At 73.9% G+C, this 15957-nt stretch carries 10 protein-coding genes and 1 pseudogene; 4 read left to right on the top strand and 7 right to left on the bottom strand.

What is annotated here, in order from left to right; all coding sequences use genetic code 11:
* Window positions 1–4 precede the first annotated feature (4 nt).
* Both ACFY2Z_RS06095 and ACFY2Z_RS06090 read left to right on the top strand, forming a co-directional pair.
* A complete protein-coding gene (locus tag ACFY2Z_RS06095; RefSeq protein ID WP_390742973.1) occupies window positions 5–799 on the top strand; it encodes an RNA polymerase sigma factor in 795 nt (264 codons plus the stop codon).
* 138 nt (window positions 800–937) lie between these two features.
* Window positions 938–1159, top strand: a pseudogene (locus ACFY2Z_RS06090) (aldo/keto reductase); the annotation flags it as partial.
* A 495-nt stretch (window positions 1160–1654) separates the two neighbouring features.
* On the opposite strand, the gene sucD reads toward ACFY2Z_RS06090, so the two are convergent.
* The 7 genes from sucD to ACFY2Z_RS06055 all read right to left on the bottom strand — a co-directional run bounded on the left by sucD (window position 1655) and on the right by ACFY2Z_RS06055 (window position 12624).
* Complete coding sequence (sucD, locus tag ACFY2Z_RS06085; protein ID WP_355909232.1) at window positions 1655–2539, bottom strand: succinate--CoA ligase subunit alpha; 885 nt, start codon at window positions 2537–2539, stop codon at window positions 1655–1657.
* Window positions 2540–2560: 21 nt separating this feature from the next.
* Entirely contained in the window at window positions 2561–3742 is a 1182-nt protein-coding gene (gene sucC / locus ACFY2Z_RS06080; protein ID WP_355909235.1) for an ADP-forming succinate--CoA ligase subunit beta, read from the bottom strand.
* A gap of 407 nt (window positions 3743–4149) precedes the next feature.
* Window positions 4150–5916 carry a hypothetical protein gene (locus tag ACFY2Z_RS06075; protein WP_390742972.1) on the bottom strand — a complete coding sequence of 589 codons (1767 nt, stop codon included), beginning with the start codon at window positions 5914–5916 and terminating at the stop codon, window positions 4150–4152.
* Between the two features lie 258 nt (window positions 5917–6174).
* The gene (locus tag ACFY2Z_RS06070) at window positions 6175–7440 is read right to left on the bottom strand and encodes a hypothetical protein (protein ID WP_390742971.1); all 1266 of its coding nucleotides are present in this window, start codon (window positions 7438–7440) and stop codon (window positions 6175–6177) included.
* A gap of 192 nt (window positions 7441–7632) precedes the next feature.
* Window positions 7633–8745, bottom strand: a complete 1113-nt coding sequence (locus ACFY2Z_RS06065) for a VWA domain-containing protein (RefSeq protein ID WP_390743223.1) — start codon at window positions 8743–8745, stop codon at window positions 7633–7635.
* A 146-nt stretch (window positions 8746–8891) separates the two neighbouring features.
* Complete coding sequence (locus ACFY2Z_RS06060) at window positions 8892–11357, bottom strand: DUF5682 family protein (protein WP_390742970.1); 2466 nt, start codon at window positions 11355–11357, stop codon at window positions 8892–8894.
* Window positions 11358–11487: 130 nt separating this feature from the next.
* A complete protein-coding gene (locus ACFY2Z_RS06055) occupies window positions 11488–12624 on the bottom strand; it encodes an AAA family ATPase (RefSeq protein WP_390742969.1) in 1137 nt (378 codons plus the stop codon).
* Between the two features lie 131 nt (window positions 12625–12755).
* On the opposite strand from ACFY2Z_RS06055, the gene ACFY2Z_RS06050 reads away from it, so the two are divergent.
* Together ACFY2Z_RS06050 and ACFY2Z_RS06045 are read left to right on the top strand one after the other, a co-directional pair.
* Complete coding sequence (locus tag ACFY2Z_RS06050; RefSeq protein ID WP_390742968.1) at window positions 12756–14108, top strand: SWIM zinc finger family protein; 1353 nt, start codon at window positions 12756–12758, stop codon at window positions 14106–14108.
* A gap of 41 nt (window positions 14109–14149) precedes the next feature.
* Window positions 14150–15763 (top strand): DUF5691 domain-containing protein, encoded by a 1614-nt coding sequence (locus ACFY2Z_RS06045; RefSeq protein WP_390742967.1) that lies wholly within the window; start codon window positions 14150–14152, stop codon window positions 15761–15763.
* The last annotated feature ends 194 nt before the right edge of the window (window positions 15764–15957 follow it).

The raw sequence follows: 15957 nt of genomic DNA, 5'->3' as shown, positions 1-15957 counted from the left end.
CCCCGTGACGCCCCCACAGGCCTTCGACGCGTTGTACGAGTCCTGCGTCGCCGCCCTCGTACGACAGACGTATCTGCTCACCGGCCGCCCCCTGCTGGCCCGCGAATCCGTCGAGCAGGCCTTCCAGCAGGCCTGGCGGAGCTGGCCCGAGGTGGCCGTGGACCCCGATCCCGCCGGGTGGGTACGGGCCGCGGCCCACGACTGGGCGCTCTCGCCCTGGCACCGCTTCCGTCCATGCCACCGGCAGCCCGGTCCGCCGCCCGCCGACCCGGACGACCGCGCGCTGCTGCACGCGCTGCTGACACTGCCGCCCGCACACCGGCGCACGCTGCTGCTCCACGACGGCGTAGGCCTCGGCCTGCCGGAGGCCGCGGCCGAGACGCAGGCGAGCACACCGGCCACGGCGGGCCGGCTGCTGTCCGCGCGGGAGGCGCTCACCGCGCTGGTACCGGACCAGGCCGCGCCGCCCGTACTGCGCCGCAGGCTGAGCGAGCTGGCCACCGCGCAGCCCCTGCGCGCGGCCAGACCGCCCACGGTCCGCACCCGGGGCGAGCGGCGCACCCGGCGGTGGACCGTCGCGACCGTCGCCCTCACGACCGCGATCGTCGGCGCGACCACACTGACCCTGCGGGTCGCCGAGGACCACTACGAACGCCCCGTGGCCCGGGGGACGGAGATCCGGGACCTGCCACCGCGGGGGGCCGAGGGGCCGCTGTCCCAGGAGCAACAGGAGATCCGTCACCTGCTGGAGTCACTGCTCCTTCGCGGGCCGGAGCGCCTGGTGCCGCAGGCGCGGTGACGGGTTGTCCGTCGGCCGGCGTGCCGCGCACCTTCAGTCCGCCGGCGAGAGCAACGCGTCGATCAGCGTGACGGCCGCCGCCCGCGCTGGCGCACCGCCCGCGCCGTCACCCTGGCCGAGCTGCGCGGGCTGATCCCGGTGAACGGGGTGCAGTTCGAGTACAGCCTGGTGGAACGCACCGCGGACCGCGAGATCCTGCCCATGGCCGAGGCCCTCGGGCTCGGCGGGGCCCTGTGGTCACCGCTGGGCGGCGGACTGCTCACCGGCAAGTACCGCACCGGCAGCGAGGGACGGCTGACCGACTGGAAGCGTCTGGTCCACACCGAGAACGACCAGCAGAAGACCGCCGTGGTGGACACCGTCCTGGCCGTCGCCGAGGAGACCGGCGCCTGCCCCGCCCAGGTCGCCGTGGCCTGGGTCCGCGAGTACGGCCGCGCGCGCCGTCACCCCGCTCGTCCCCGTCATCGGTCCGCGCACCCTGCCTCAGCTGGAGGACTACCTCGGGGCCCTCGCGGTACGGCTGAACGCCGGGCAGTTCCGGCGTCTGGACGAGGTCAGCCGCGTTCCCCTCGGTCAGCCCCACGAGCAGGTCGCCGCCCAGCGGCCCGCCGTCCTCGACGGTGGCGACACTGCCGCCCGGTTCCGCACCCCCGTGCCGCCCGTTGCGTGATCCCGGGGCCTGACCGCGCCGAGACCCGGTCGCCGGCACCGACTGCGCCCGACCTCGCACCCGTCCGGAGACGCCGGTGGGCCCGCGCTCCCCGAAGGGAACGCGGGCCCACCCGTGGTTCAGCCACGGTGGCGTTCAGCCGCTCGGGCCGTTCGGCCGGAGCTGCGAACGCCGGAGAGGAGAACTCAGCCGGCGAGGATCTCGCGGGCCAGCTTCGCCGTCTCGGTCGGCGTCTTGCCGACCTTGACGCCGGCGGCCTCCAGGGCCTCCTTCTTCGCCTGGGCGGTGCCCGACGAACCGGAGACAATGGCGCCCGCGTGACCCATGGTCTTGCCCTCGGGGGCGGTGAAGCCCGCGACGTAGCCGACGACCGGCTTGGTCACGTTCTCCTTGATGAAGGCCGCGGCCCGCTCCTCGGCGTCGCCGCCGATCTCACCGATCATGACGATGAGGTCGGTGTCGGGGTCGTCCTGGAACGCCTTGAGGGCGTCGATGTGGGTGGTGCCGATGATCGGGTCACCGCCGATGCCGACGCAGGTCGAGAAGCCGAGGTCACGCAGCTCGTACATCATCTGGTACGTCAGCGTGCCGGACTTCGACACCAGACCGATGCGGCCCGGCTTGGTGATGTCGGCCGGGATGATGCCGGCGTTCGACTGGCCGGGGGTGATCAGGCCGGGGCAGTTCGGACCGATGATGCGGGTCTTGTTGCCCTTCTTGCCGGCGTACGCCCAGAAGGAGGCCGTGTCGTGCACCGCGATGCCCTCGGTGATGACGACCGCGAGCGGGATCTCGGCGTCGATGGCCTCGACGACCGCGTCCTTGGTGAACTTCTCCGGGACGAAGATGACCGTGACGTCGGCGCCGGTCTTCTCGATGGCCTCCTTGACGGAGCCGAAGACGGGTACCTCGGTGCCGTCGAAGTCCACGACCTGACCCGCCTTGCGCGGGTTCACGCCACCGACGATGTTCGTGCCGGAAGCCAGCATGCGCTTGGTGTGCTTCTGGCCCTCGGAGCCGGTCATGCCCTGGACGATGACCTTGGATTCCTTGGTGAGGAAGATAGCCATGGTTGTCTGTGACCTCGTCCCTTACTTCGCGGCAGCAGCCAGCTCGGCGGCCTTGTCGGCCGCGCCGTCCATGGTGTCCACACGCTGCACGAGCGGGTGGTTGCGGTCGTCCAGAATCTGGCGACCAAGCTCGGCGTTGTTGCCGTCGAGACGCACGACCAGCGGCTTGTTGACCTCTTCGCCCTTGGACTCGAGGAGCTCCAGGGCCTGCACGATGCCGTTGGCGACCGCGTCGCAGGCGGTGATGCCGCCGAAGACGTTGACGAACACGGACTTGACGTCCGGGTCGCCGAGGATGATCTCCAGGCCGTTGGCCATGACCTCGGCGGAGGCGCCACCGCCGATGTCGAGGAAGTTGGCGGGCTTGACGCCCTTGTGGTTCTCGCCGGCGTAGGCGACGACGTCCAGGGTCGACATGACCAGACCCGCGCCGTTGCCGATGATGCCGACCTCGCCGTCGAGCTTGACGTAGTTGAGGTTCTTCTCCTTGGCGGCCGCCTCGAGGGGGTTGGCGGCGGCCTTGTCGTGGAGCTCCTCGTACTCGGGGTGACGGAACTCGGCGTTCTCGTCGAGCGACACCTTGCCGTCGAGGGCGATGACGTCACCGGAGGCGACCTTGGCCAGCGGGTTGACCTCGACCAGGAGGGCGTCCGACTTGATGAAGGTGTCCCAGAGCTTGATCAGGACGTGGGCCACCTTGTCGGCGACCTCGGCCGGGAACTTGGCCGCGGCGACGATCTCCTGGGCCTTGGCCTCGTCCACACCGTCGATGGCGTCGATGGCGATCTTCGCGACGGCCTCGGGGCGGGTGGCCGCGACCTCCTCGATCTCCATGCCGCCCTCGACGGAGGCGATGGAGAGGAAGGTGCGGTTGGCGCGGTCGAGGAGGAAGGAGACGTAGTACTCCTCGACGATCTCCGGAGCGGTCTCGGCGATCATGACCTTGTGGACCGTGTGGCCCTTGATGTCCATGCCGAGGATGTCCGTCGCACGGGCGACCGCCTCGTCCGGGGTGGCGGCCAGCTTCACACCGCCGGCCTTGCCGCGGCCACCGACCTTCACCTGCGCCTTGACGACCGACTTGCCGCCCAGCCGCTCGGTGATCTCGCGCGCCGCCTCAGGCGTGTCGATGACTTCACCGGCCAGCACCGGTACACCGTGCTTGGCGAAGAGGTCCCTCGCCTGGTACTCGAACAGGTCCACGCGCTTCCGTCCCTATCAGTGATCTCGCGGTTCGTTGGATGCGTGGGCGTGCCGCGAAGGGCAACGTGACGTCCGCATGTGTCACAAGGGAGGCGCACACGGTGTCCGAGCGCGCGGCATGTCCGTCTCGCAGGTTATCGCCGCTTGCGGTGGGGCTCTAAATCGCAGATCACACCTGAGCGGTGATACCTGTCACACGTGCACAGGACGGGAAGGGTCCCACCGGGTTGGGGTTGGCCCGGTGGGACCCCCGTGCCGCCCCGGGAGGGGCGCGGAGCGAGTGGTCCCCACCCCAATGGGGCCACTCGCCCGGTCCGCGGGGTTTCGGTGGAGCAGGCCGACGGTTTTCGGCCTGCCCCGGAGCCTCATTCCCCGCGGAGGCGTTCGGACGCCGTGGGGCGTCGGTCTCAGAGGGAGTACGTGCCGTGGTGCAGGTACTCCGGGGTCACGGACGCGGCGACGTCCTGGGTGCCGGACACCGCGTGGCCGGCCAGCGCGCCGCCCGCGGACCCCGCCGTCCCGGCCAGATCACCGGCGAAGGGCGCCGCCGGCCCGGCGACCCCGTGGGCGAAGCCGTCGGCCTCGCCCACGACCCCGTCCGCGAAGGGCCGCACATCACCCGTCACGCCGTAGGCCGAACGGGTGACGCTGTCGGCCACCGGGTGCACGACGGGCATCGCGGTGGCGTTCGCCGTCCGCACCACCTCGTGTGCCGCCCCCAGGGCCTCGTGCGCCGTCTCCACGACCGGGCGCACCGAGCCGGCCACGCCCTGCGCGAACGGCTGCACCTCGCCCCCGACGCCGTACGCCAGCTCCGACGCGCCCGCGGCCACGCCCCCGGCGAACGACGGAACCTGTGCGGCGGTCCCGACGGTTCCGTCCGCAAACGGCCCCACCTCACCCGTCACGCCGTACGCCAGCCCCGTCGCGTCCCAGGCGGCCTGCCCGGCGACCGGCACGGCGCCGTCCACAGCGGTACGGGCGACCGGCGGCAGCGTCGCCTCAGCCGTCCGGCCGGCCACCGGGGTGACCGTCCCGTAGGCCACCGCCTGCGTGTCCGCGACCGTCCCGTACGCGAGCGTCGCCGCACGGACCTGCGCGTGCCGGGCGAGCGGCTGGGCGTCCGCGACGGCCCCGGCAGCCAGACCCGCCGCGCCGCCGACGGCGTGAGCGGCGACCGGCACGACGCCGTCCACAGCGGTACGGGCGACGGGCGGCAGCACCGCGGCGGCCGTCTCGTCGACCACCGGGGTGACCGTGCCGGGCGCACTGCCGACCGTGCCGACGACCTGCTGCCGCACGCCCATGACGTCACCCGTGAGATGACCCGGGACCGCGGCGACACCGGCCTGCGCCTCTTCGGCCCGGCCCTGCGCGAGGGCGGTCGCGTCCGCCGCACGGCCCTCGGTCCCGGCAAACGCCTGCCGCGCGGCGCCGGTCCCGGCTCCTGCGGTGCGGCCCGCGCCCGCGACCGTGTGGTGTGCCTTCGTACGAACCACTCCGTCGACGCCCTGCGCCTGGGCGCGCGCCGCGTTCTGCACGCCCTGGAGCCTGGTCTGCGCGGCGGCGAGCGCCTGTTCCAGCTCGGGGGCGAAGGCCGACAGCGGGCCGAAGAGGTAGTCGATCTCGTGCTGCTGCGGCGCGGCGGCCGCATCGGCCACGGTGGCGGCGGCCGTGCCCCGGGTGTGGTCCGCCGGCCCGCCGGCCCGGCCCACGCCGGCGTGCGCGGCACCGCTCAGGTGGGACGACCGCGCGGCGGACACCTCGGCTTCGACGTACCTGCGGGCCTGGTCCACGGCGGGCGCGGCCTTCCCGACCTGCGTCCCCGACTGCTGCTCGACCTGTCCGACCTGGTTCCCGGCCTGGTGGGTGAGGTGGGTGGCGGCCCGGGCGGCGGTGTGCGTGCCGTCCGTGACGGTGGTCGTGGCCCGGGTCGCGGTGCCGGTCACGGCCGTACCGTGCGTGACCCCGGAGACGGTGTCCTGCACATCGGCGACGACACCGCCCACGGTGCCGGTGACCGCGCCGACCGTGCCCGCGGTGTCGATGCTCACGTCGGGCGTGGAGACGGCGGACGCCGGCAGTTCGTCCGCGCTGGCGACGGCCGAGCCGAGCGCCCAGGCGCCGGTGACTCCGGCGGCTATGACGATGGAGCGGCGGATGTTCTTGTTCATGTGTGCGTCAGATCCTTAGGGATTCCGGAATTCCGGGAGTTCGGGACCACCGCTGCCGAGTCCTGTGGCCGGCGCCGGTGTGGGGCCGACGGATCCATGGGCGATCCGGAGGGATCGGGCGGCCACGGAGGTGATCCGGCTGTGCGGCTCGGGTCCGATGGCTTCCGTCCGGGGATGGCGGCTGAGCGGGGCCCGGACGGCGGGCAGACCTGTTCCTCCCCCGCGCGGAAGGTCTCGCGGGGAGGAGGTGCTGCTGCCCTAGCCGGGGAACTCGGGAATGTCCCGGTGGCGGTCCCGGGTCCCGTCCGCGGTGACGACCGCGGTGGCGCCGGGCAGAAGCCGCAACGGCGCCCGGTGGTTCAACGCGACGGCATGACCGCCACTGTGTCGCGGCGCCCCGTCGTCGCCGACCGGCTGCGTGCCGGACACCCCCGACGGTGCGTCGCCCGGCGACTGGTGCAGGGGCGCGTGCGAGGGCCGGGGAAGGCGGAGGGCACGGTGCGCGCACTGCCCCGCCGCCCCATCGGCCACGGCGACCCGCGGCCCGGCCTCCCCCGCCCGGTGGTGCTCAGCCTCGCCGGACGCCCGGTCCGCGACCGAGGGCCCGGGCCGGCTGTGCCCGGAGGGCGTCGACTTCCTGGGCACACCCGCCAGCCCCGTCTCGCCCGGAAGTCCGGGGAGTTCGGGAAGTACGGGGAGCCCGGGCACCGGCGGCAACGACGGGGCCGGGGGGAGGACGGGGAGGGACGGAAGGGAGGGAACCGCCGGGAGGGGCAGCCATGGTGACGGCGCGTCGACCAGTCCCGCGGACACCGTCCGCACCAGGGTGTCCCCCACCGGTCGCACCACCGTGGAGACCGCCCGGGTCACGGAGGTGAGGCGGGTGGCGCGGGTGGCGCGGGTGAGCGGCTCGGTGAGCGCGCCGAGCGTCGTGAGCGCGGGGCGGACGGTGGATGTGGGGCCGGAGTTCGGCGCAGGCCGAGCGACAGACGTACGGCCGGAGTTCGACGTGGGCCGAGCGACAGACGTACGGCCGGACTTCGACGTGGGCCGAGCGACAGACGTACGGCCGGACTTCGACGTGGGCCGAGCGACAGACGTACGGCCGGACTTCGACGTGGGCCGAGTGGCGGACGTACGGCCGGTCTTCGGCGTGGGCCGAGTGGCGGACGTGCGGTCGGTGTTCGGCGTGACGTGTGTGGCGGACGTCGAGGGGTGGGCGAGGGGGGATCCCTGCCGCACCGCCCGTCCGACTGTGCCGCTGACGGCCCCCTCGATGTGCAGGACTGTCTGCTGGACCAGTCGCGCCTCGGTGTGGGCCGGAGTGCGGGTCGCGGCGGCAGCCGTCGGAGACGTCGCGGCGGCCAGGGCTCCGTCCGCCGCGTGTGCCTGTCCCTCGGAGAGGAGCCCCAGTGCGAACAACCCGCCCACCAGCACCGCCAGATGCAGCCCACGTCGCCCCGCTGCCGCACGCATCACGCGCAGTGCGGCACCGGCGAAGGGCAGTGCGGCGGGCAGGGTCACGACGGGGAGAGCCTCCGTGCGGCGGAACAGGACGGTACGGGCGACACGGCGCACCGCCGAGGTCGAAGCGCCGTCGATCCTCGCACGGCCCTCCCTCCGTTGCGCAAGCCCCCTGTTACCGATGGGTAGTCATGTCCGGTTTCCTCCTTGTATTCAAACGGTGTCCTGTTTGCGAGGTGTCCCTCGCCCTGCTCAGGCCGTCTCCGGCATCGGCAGGGGCCGCTTCTCGATCGCCGCCGCCATCACCTCCGGGAACAGATCGGGCGTGCACGCGAAGGCCGGTGCCCCCAGTGCCGCCAACGCCGCCGCATGCTCACGGTCGTACGCGGGCGCCCCCTCGTCGGAGAGCGCGAGCAGCGCCACGAACTGCACCCCCGACGCCTTCATCGCCGCCACCCGCTTGAGCATCTCGTCCCGGATCCCCCCTTCGTACAGGTCGCTGATGAGGACCACGACCGTCTCCGTGGGCCGGCTGATCCGCGACTGGCAGTACGCCAGCGCTCTGTTGATGTCCGTGCCGCCGCCGAGCCGGGTGCCGAAGAGGACGTCGACCGGGTCGTCGAGCTGGTCGGTGAGATCCACGACGGAGGTGTCGAAGACGACGAGCCGGGTCGCGAGGGACCGCATGGACGCGAGGACCGCTCCGAACACCGACGCGTACACCACCGACGCCGCCATCGACCCCGACTGGTCGATGCAGAGGATGACCTCCTTCTTCATGGACTGCGACGCCCGGCCGTACCCGATCAGCCGCTCCGGTACGACCGTGCGGTACTCCGGCAGGTAGTGCCTGAGGTTGGCGGCGATCGTGCGGTTCCAGTCGATGTCGTGGTGGCGGGGCCGGTGGATCCGGGCGCTGCGGTCGAGGGCTCCCGTGAGCGTGGCCCGGGTTCGGGTGGCGAGCCGCTTCTCGAGGTCCTCGACGACCTTGCGCACCACCGCCCGTGCCGTCTCCCTGGTGGTCTCCGGCATCGCCTGGTTCAACGAGAGCAGCGTGCCGACCAGGTGCACGTCCGCCTCGACGGCCTCCAGCATCTCCGGTTCGAGCAACAGCGCGGACAGACCGAGGCGGTCGATGGCATCGCGCTGCATGACCTGGACGACGGACGACGGGAAGTACGTCCGGATGTCCCCGAGCCAGCGAGCGACGGACGGCGCCGACGCCCCCAGCCCCGCCGAACGGTCCCGGCCCTGACGCGAGGCGTCCCCCTTTCCGTACAGCGCGGTCAGCGCCCCGTCCATCGCCGCGTCCCGCCCGGTCAGCCCGTATCCGGTGCCGTCCGCCGAGTCCCCGCCGAGCACCATCCGCCAGCGCCGCAACCGCTCGTCGGCCTCGGCCGCACCGGTCACGCCGGCCGCGTCAGCCGTGCCGGTCACCCCGGTCACTCCGCCCGCGCCGTCGTGCCGTCCCCCGGCCGGTGTCGCCGCCCCCCTGTCGATCGCATCCGCACTCATCGAGCCACCCCCACCAGCTCGTCGCCCTCTCTTCTGCCCCCGGGGCCGTCGAGATCACAGCGGCCGGGCTCGCCCGGCTCATCGTCCCCGGAGCCGTCCAGGCCGAGCAGCAGCCGTACCACCGGCACCACCGCGTCCGCCCGCACGGTGTCCAGATCGGGCGCGAACCCGGGCGCGCCCGCGCCGACGGCCACCGCGCTTCCCTGTGCCTTCGGCCCCCGTCGGATCAGGTCGCCGAGGGTGCGTCTGACTCCCGGCTCGTACGCCGAGAACGTGCGCCGCAGCAGCGGCAGTACGCCGATGAACGCGTCCGCCGGCACCTCCGTCAACCAGGCGTCCACCAGCCCGAGCAGCCGCTCGTCGTGCACCAGCAGCATCCCTCCGGCGCCGCCCCCGACGAATCCCTCGATCCACGCGGCCGCGTCAGCCGGAGCCGTACCAGGCGACAGCGCGAGCCCCATGAGCCGCGCGGCCTCGCCCTGCGCCAATTCCCCCTCGTCCAGGAGAAGTCGCACGGCACGTCCACGGACGACTCCCGCGACGGTGTCCCGACCCGACAGCGTCCGCAGCACGGAACGCCACCGGGCCCGTATCTCCCCGTCGGCCTCCCGTCCTCCCTCCGCCAGCAGTCCCACCGCCCCGTGCACCGCATCCACATGACGGCGCATTTCCTCGGCCGCATCCGCGTCGAGCGCGGCGCACGCCGGTGGCAGCCCGACGAACACCCGCTCCGCGAGGCCTGCCGCGACCTCGGCCAGGGCCCGGGTGTCCGTGCCGCGCACGTCTCCGTAACGCAGGGAGCGGACCAGGGCGGGCAGAGCCTGGGCGAGGTGGCCGACGTCGGCGTCCAGTGCCGCCCGGTCGGCGAGCACCCGCATCACCACGGGCAGCGCGTCCGGCAGTACCGCCAGGAGGCACCGCTCGGCGAGCGCCGTGACATCGGCGAGGGCCCGCGCGGCGATGGCGTCCGCCTCGGCCTTGGCGGTCGCGGCGCCGAGCACGGTCGTCCCCCACACTCCCGCCTCCGCGATCCGCACCGCCAACTCCGGCTCCCAGCACAGCCGCCAGGTCTCCCGGAACGTGCCCGTACTGCCGCGGGAGACCGTGGGCTCGCCCCAGCCGACGCCGAGGAGACACAGCCGGTGCAGCAGCCGACTGCGTCCGGCGTCGGTGTCCTTACGCAGGTCCAGCTCCAACTCCCGCTCCGTCGGCTCCGGTTTCAGCCGCAGCCGTTTCTGGAGCCGCGCGAGGTCCCGCTGCAAGGGCACGGCGGGAGCCGAGGCCGGCACCTCCCCCAGGACGTCGCCGACCACGAGGCGGTCGTGCACCAGCGCCAGTGGCACGTCGGAGCCCTCGCACATCACCGCCCGGACGGCGTCGGTCGTCTCGGACAGTCCCGGCAGCGGGCGCCCGCGCAGCGCCGCGAGCGTGTCGGCGAGCCGCACCGCCTCGATGACGTGCGCGGACGACACGATCCGGTCCTCCTCCCGCAGCAGTCCGGCGACCTTGGTCAGCCATCGCTCGACGGGACGGTCGGGCGCGGCGAACAGATGCGCGTACCAGCCGGGCGATTCGATCCCCGCCCCGTAGCCACCGGCCCGGGACAGCCTCCGGTGGGTCCAGGGGACCCAGGTCATGTCCGTCCGTACCTTGGGCAGCCCCTTCAGCAGGGCGCGGTCGGCCGAGACAGCGGTTCTCCGTCGCAGCGCGGGCACATGCCACGCCCCGCACACCACGGCCACCCGGGGGCCGAAGTCCCGCAGGCACGAACGCACCTGGAGTCGCATATACGCCTCGCGCACGGTGTCGCGCCGGTGTCCCCCGGTGCCGTACTCCTCCCGCAGGGCCCCCATGGCCTCCTCCAGAACCGTGAACGGCGCGAGCGGGTCCCCGCTGCCCGCCCCCCGGTGCTCGACGACGTCCTCCCACCACCGCTCGGGATCGTCGTACCCGGCGGCCTCGGCGAGCACGGCCAAGGGGTCGACGCGGAGGGCGTCACCGGAACCGTCCACCGAACGGGACGCCTCGCCCTCGGGCAACGACGCTGCGTCCCCGGGCTCGGCGTCCCCGGGTTCCCCCGCCGTCGATGGCCGTTCCTCCTTGTCCCAGGCCAGCGTGTGCGTCGCCGGCAGGTCGATGAAGCGGGCCGGGACTCCGTGCTCCAGGGCCCAGCGGAGCGCCACCCACTCCGGGGAGAACTCGGCCAGCGGCCAGAACGCCGAGCGACCGGGTTCGTCCACGGCGTGGGCGAGCAGGGCCACCGGGGGACGCATCTCCTCGTCCGCCGCCAGCGGGATCAGGGCGTCCGCCTCCGGTGGCCCCTCGATCAGCACGGCCCGCGGTCGCGCCGACTCCAGCACCGCCCGCACCGCACGGGCGGAGCCCGGCCCGTGGTGCCGCACCCCGAGCAACAGCGGCCTCTCACCGGCCGAGTCGCCCGGCGGCCGGTCCGCGCCTGTCATGTGCTCCCCCTCACGCACCCGGACATCCCCGGTCCACCGGCCCCCGTCACCGCCGGGACGCCGAGCTCCCCCGCACCCGCCGGTCCCCGCGCCCCGCTCACCAGACCCCCTGCGGGACGGAACTCGCCGTTCATACGGTCACCTCCCGGCAGGCACGGTAGAAGTCCGTCCAGCCGTCCCGCTCCCGGACCACCGCCTCCAGGTACTCCTGCCAGACGACACGGTCGGCCGCCGGATCGCGGACGACGGCGCCGAGGATGCCCGCGGCGACGTCACCGGCGCGGAGCACGCCGTCGCCGAAATGGGCGGCCAGCGCGAGCCCGCCCGTGACCACGGAGATGGCCTCGGCGGTGGACAGCGTCCCGCTGGGCGACTTCAGCTTCGTCCGGCCGTCCGCGGTGACTCCGTCGCGCAGCTCGCGGAAGACCGTGACGACGCGGCGGGTCTCGTCCATTCCGTCGGGCATCGCCGGCAGGTCGAGGGAGCGGCCGATCTGCTCGACCCGGCGGGAGACGATGTCCACCTCCGCGTCGGCGGTCTCCGGAAGCGGCAGCACCACCGTGTTGAACCGGCGGCGCAGGGCGCTCGACAGCTCGTTGACCCCGCGGTCGCGGTCGTTGGCCGTCGCGATCAGGTTGAAGCCGCGGACGGCCTGCACCTCCTGACCCAGCTCCGGTATCGGCAGGGTCTTCTCGGACAGGATCGTGATCAGCGTGTCCTGTACATCGGCCGGGATGCGGGTCAGCTCCTCGACGCGGGCGACCCTGCCCTCGGCCATGGCCCGCAGGACGGGGCTCGGCACGAGCGCGTCACGGCTCGGGCCGTGCGCGAGCAGCCGCGCGTAGTTCCAGCCGTAGCGGATCGCCTCCTCCGGTGTGCCGGCCGTGCCCTGGACGAGCAGGGTCGAGTCGCCGCTGACGGCCGCCGCCAGATGCTCGGACACCCAGGTCTTGGCCGTGCCGGGCACACCGAGCAGAAGCAGCGCGCGATCGGTGGCGAGCGTGGTGACGGCGACCTCGACGATGCGGCGCGGACCGACGTACTTCGGGGTGATCACCGTGCCGTCCGGCAGGGTGCCGCCCAGCAGATAGGTGGCCACGGCCCAGGGCGACAGCCGCCAGCGGGCCGGGCGCGGCCGGGCGTCCTGGGCGGCCAGCGCGGCGAGTTCGGCCGCGAAGGCGTCCTCGGCGTGCGGCCGCAGGGCCTCGTGGGGAGCGGACTCGCTCGGGTTCGGTTCGACGGACATCGGATCGACGGACACACGCATGGCCACATCCCCCTCAGCTCGGCCCTTTCGGATCTGCCACCAACCGTGCACCACCCCACTGACAATGCGCGGTGACCTGCGCAGACGCCCCTCGCCCGGCCATTGTCAGTGCCGGGACCTACCTTCGAGACATGACTGAGCAGGGGGTGCGCTGGACCGCGGAACAGGTGCTGGCACTGGCGCCTGACGCCGCGTCACGCAAGGCGGGGAGCAGACTCGGCGCGGCCGGGCCGTGGTCGGAGGCGGGCAGTTCCGACGAGGGGGCGGTATGGGGGCTGTGCAAGGGCAGCGGCAGCAGTCCGTACCGGACGGTCGTCGACCTCGCGGACGCGGCCGGTCCGGCGTACAAGTGCAGTTGCCCGAGCCGCAAGTTTCCGTGCAAGCACGCGTTGGGACTGCTGCTGCTCTGGGCGGCCGGGGACGGGACGGTGCCGCGGGGGCGGGCGCCCGCCTGGGCGGAGCAGTGGATCAAGGGGCGCGGACAGCGGACGGAGGAGAGGCGTCCGGCCGAGGGCTCGGACTCCGCGACGACCGCTGATCCGGAGGCGGCCCGCCGTAGGGCGGAGCGACGGGCCGAGCGGATCACGGCGGGGGCGACGGAGCTGGAGCAGCGGCTGGCGGACCTGCTGCGCGGCGGCCTCGCCACGGCCGACCGGGACGGATACGGCACCTGGGAGGAGACGGCGGCCCGTATGGTCGACGCACAGGCCCCGGGACTGGCCGCGCGGGTGAGGGAGTTGGGGGCGATCCCGTCGTCGGGGCCGGGCTGGCCGGTGCGCCTGGTGGAGGAGTGCGCGCTGCTGCACCTTCTCGACCAGGGCTGGCTGCGCCGCGAGCGGTTGCCGGAAGGGCTGGCGGCGACGGTCCGTACCCGGGTGGGCCTTTCGGGCTCGCCGGAGGGTCCGCCCGTCCGTGACCGCTGGCTGGTCCTGGCGCAGTACGACACCGCGGACGCGCGGCTGACGACGCGGCGCATCTGGCTGTACGGCGCGCACTCGGACCGCACGGTGTTGCTCCTCTCTTATGGGGCGGCCGGACGTACCCCGGAGCCGACGCTGCCGGTGGGCCTCGCGCTGGAGGCAGAGGTGTCCGCTTATCCGGGGGCGGGGCAGCTCCGAGTCGCGTTGGGCGAGCAGTTCGCGCCCCCGGCACCGGCGGGGACGCGCCCGCCGGGCGTGACCGCGTCCGATGCGGTGGCGCGGTACGGGGAGGCGCTGCGGGAGGATCCATGGCTGGAGTCGTTCCCGGTGACTCTGGGGCGGGTCATACCGACGCCGGTCGAGGACTCCTGGCAGCTGGCGGACGCGGAGGGCGACACGGCGCTCCCCCTCACCCGTACGGCCGGCGCGCGCCCGGGGCTGTGGCGTCTGGTCGCCCTGTCGGGCGGAGCGCCCGTCACGGTCTTCGGCGAGTGCGGTCACCGCGGCTTCACCCCGCTCACCGCCTGGCCGGAGGGCGCCGGAGAGGCGGTCGCGCTGTGCTGACGACACCGAAGCGACGCGCGAGCGATAAAGAAGGGACCGATATGGCCGCGATCCCCACCCCGCCTGACACACCCTCCGCCGTGCCCTGGGAGGAGCTGGTGACCGTGGCCCTGCTGGGCACCGACCGGCGTACACCGCCCTGGGCGTCCGGCCGTGGGGCGCCGACGGCGCTGCTGGACCTGGCCGCCGTGGAGACCGTGCGCCGCAGGGCCGGGCTGCGTCCGGCTCCGGCCGGGGCCAGACCGGTGCCGGCGGCACCGGACACCCGTCCGCCACTGCCGCCCGCGGCGGCCCGCAGACTGGCCCTGCTGCTGTCAGACCGCCCCGGCGCGGGCGGCGGAGGCCGTCGGGGGACGGCGCCCGACCTCATGGAACTGCTGCCCCAGTGGCTGGCGCTGGCCGACGCGCGTGGTTTCGCCCCACCCCCTGAGGCGCTGCCCGCGCTCCTGGACGCGGCCCGCGGGCGTACGGACCTGCGCCCCGCGGTGCTGGCCTTCGCCGGCCCGCGCGCGCTCTGGCTGGCCCGGCTCAACCCGGACTGGCGGTTCGCGCTGCGCTCCGCACCCGGCGGCGGGTCCCCGCTGCCGCCGGAGGATCCCGAGCAGGTCCGACTACTCTGGCGGCAGGGGCTGTTCGCCGAGCGAGTGGCCCTGCTGGGCGCCCTCCGCGCGCGGCGGCCGGCCGCCGCGCGTGAACTGCTGGCCGGGACCTGGGCGACCGAGCGGGCCGAGGACCGCTTGATGTTCCTCGACTCCCTCCGCGCGGGCCTGGAGCCCGCGGACGAGACGTTCCTGGAACAAGCGCTCTCCGACCGGAGCCGCAATGTGCGGGCGACGGCGGCGGAGTTGCTGTCGGCGCTGCCGGGTTCGGCCCTGGCGGGGCGGATGGCAGGCCGGGCCGCGGTCTGTGTGGCGGTGGACCGTACGGCGGGGGAACCGACGCTCGTGGTCGAGGCGCCGCACGAGTGCGATCCCGGCATGGAGCGCGACGGAGTGGTGCCGAAGCCGCCGGCCGGGCGGGGTGAACGGTCGTGGTGGCTCGGCCAGTTGGTGGAGGCGACCCCGCTCGGCACCTGGCCGGCACGATGGGGGCGCACGCCGGCGGAGATCGTCGCGCTGCCGGTGGCGGACGACTGGCGGGACGAACTGCACGCGGCCTGGTGCCGGGCGGCGGTCCGACAGCGGGACCCCGGCTGGTCTCGGGCACTGCTCGGGCCGCCCTCGGCACCGGAGGCCGGAGGCCCGGGCGCGGTCTCCCTGGCCGAGCGGGCGAAGCTGCTGTCGACGCTGGGCGCGGACGAACGGGCCGAGTGGGTGGCGGGGTTCATCGCCACGCACGGGCTGTCGGAGGCGTTCCAGCTGCTCGGGGTGTGCGCGGTCCCGTGGGCCGCCCCGCTGGGCCGGGCGGTGGTGGACGCCCTCAACATCGCGCGGGACGCCGGGAGTTATCCGTGGAGCTTCAGCGGGGTGATGGGGCTCGCGGAACGCTGCCTGGATCCCGCGGAGGCAGGCCGCCTCGCGGCGCTGACGGCGATACCCGACGAGCCGGAGGACGCCTCGCCCGGAGCGGTCGGCTACTGGACCGAGGCCTTCCAGCGCCTGACGACGACGCTGCGCCTGCGCGCGACGATGAGGGAGGAGCTGGGAGAGCCGTGAACCCACCCGCCCCACGGGGTCCGGGGCAAGGCAGCCCGCCCGAGGGTCGCTCGAAAAGCCGGCCCCCCGGTCCCATAGGACTCAGGGCCGGCCACCGACGCGGGCACCCGCGCCCCGTAGGACTCAGGGCCGGGCCCCGACCCCGTGAGACTCAGGCCAGTCGACCTCAGGCCCGTCGACCTCAGGCCCGTAGA

This window comes from Streptomyces sp. NPDC001222, from assembly GCF_042896945.1.
In the GTDB taxonomy this organism is placed as follows: domain Bacteria; phylum Actinomycetota; class Actinomycetes; order Streptomycetales; family Streptomycetaceae; genus Streptomyces; species Streptomyces gibsoniae.
Note: the sequence above shows the minus strand (reverse complement) of the source record. Positions and strands in the feature narration are given on the sequence as shown.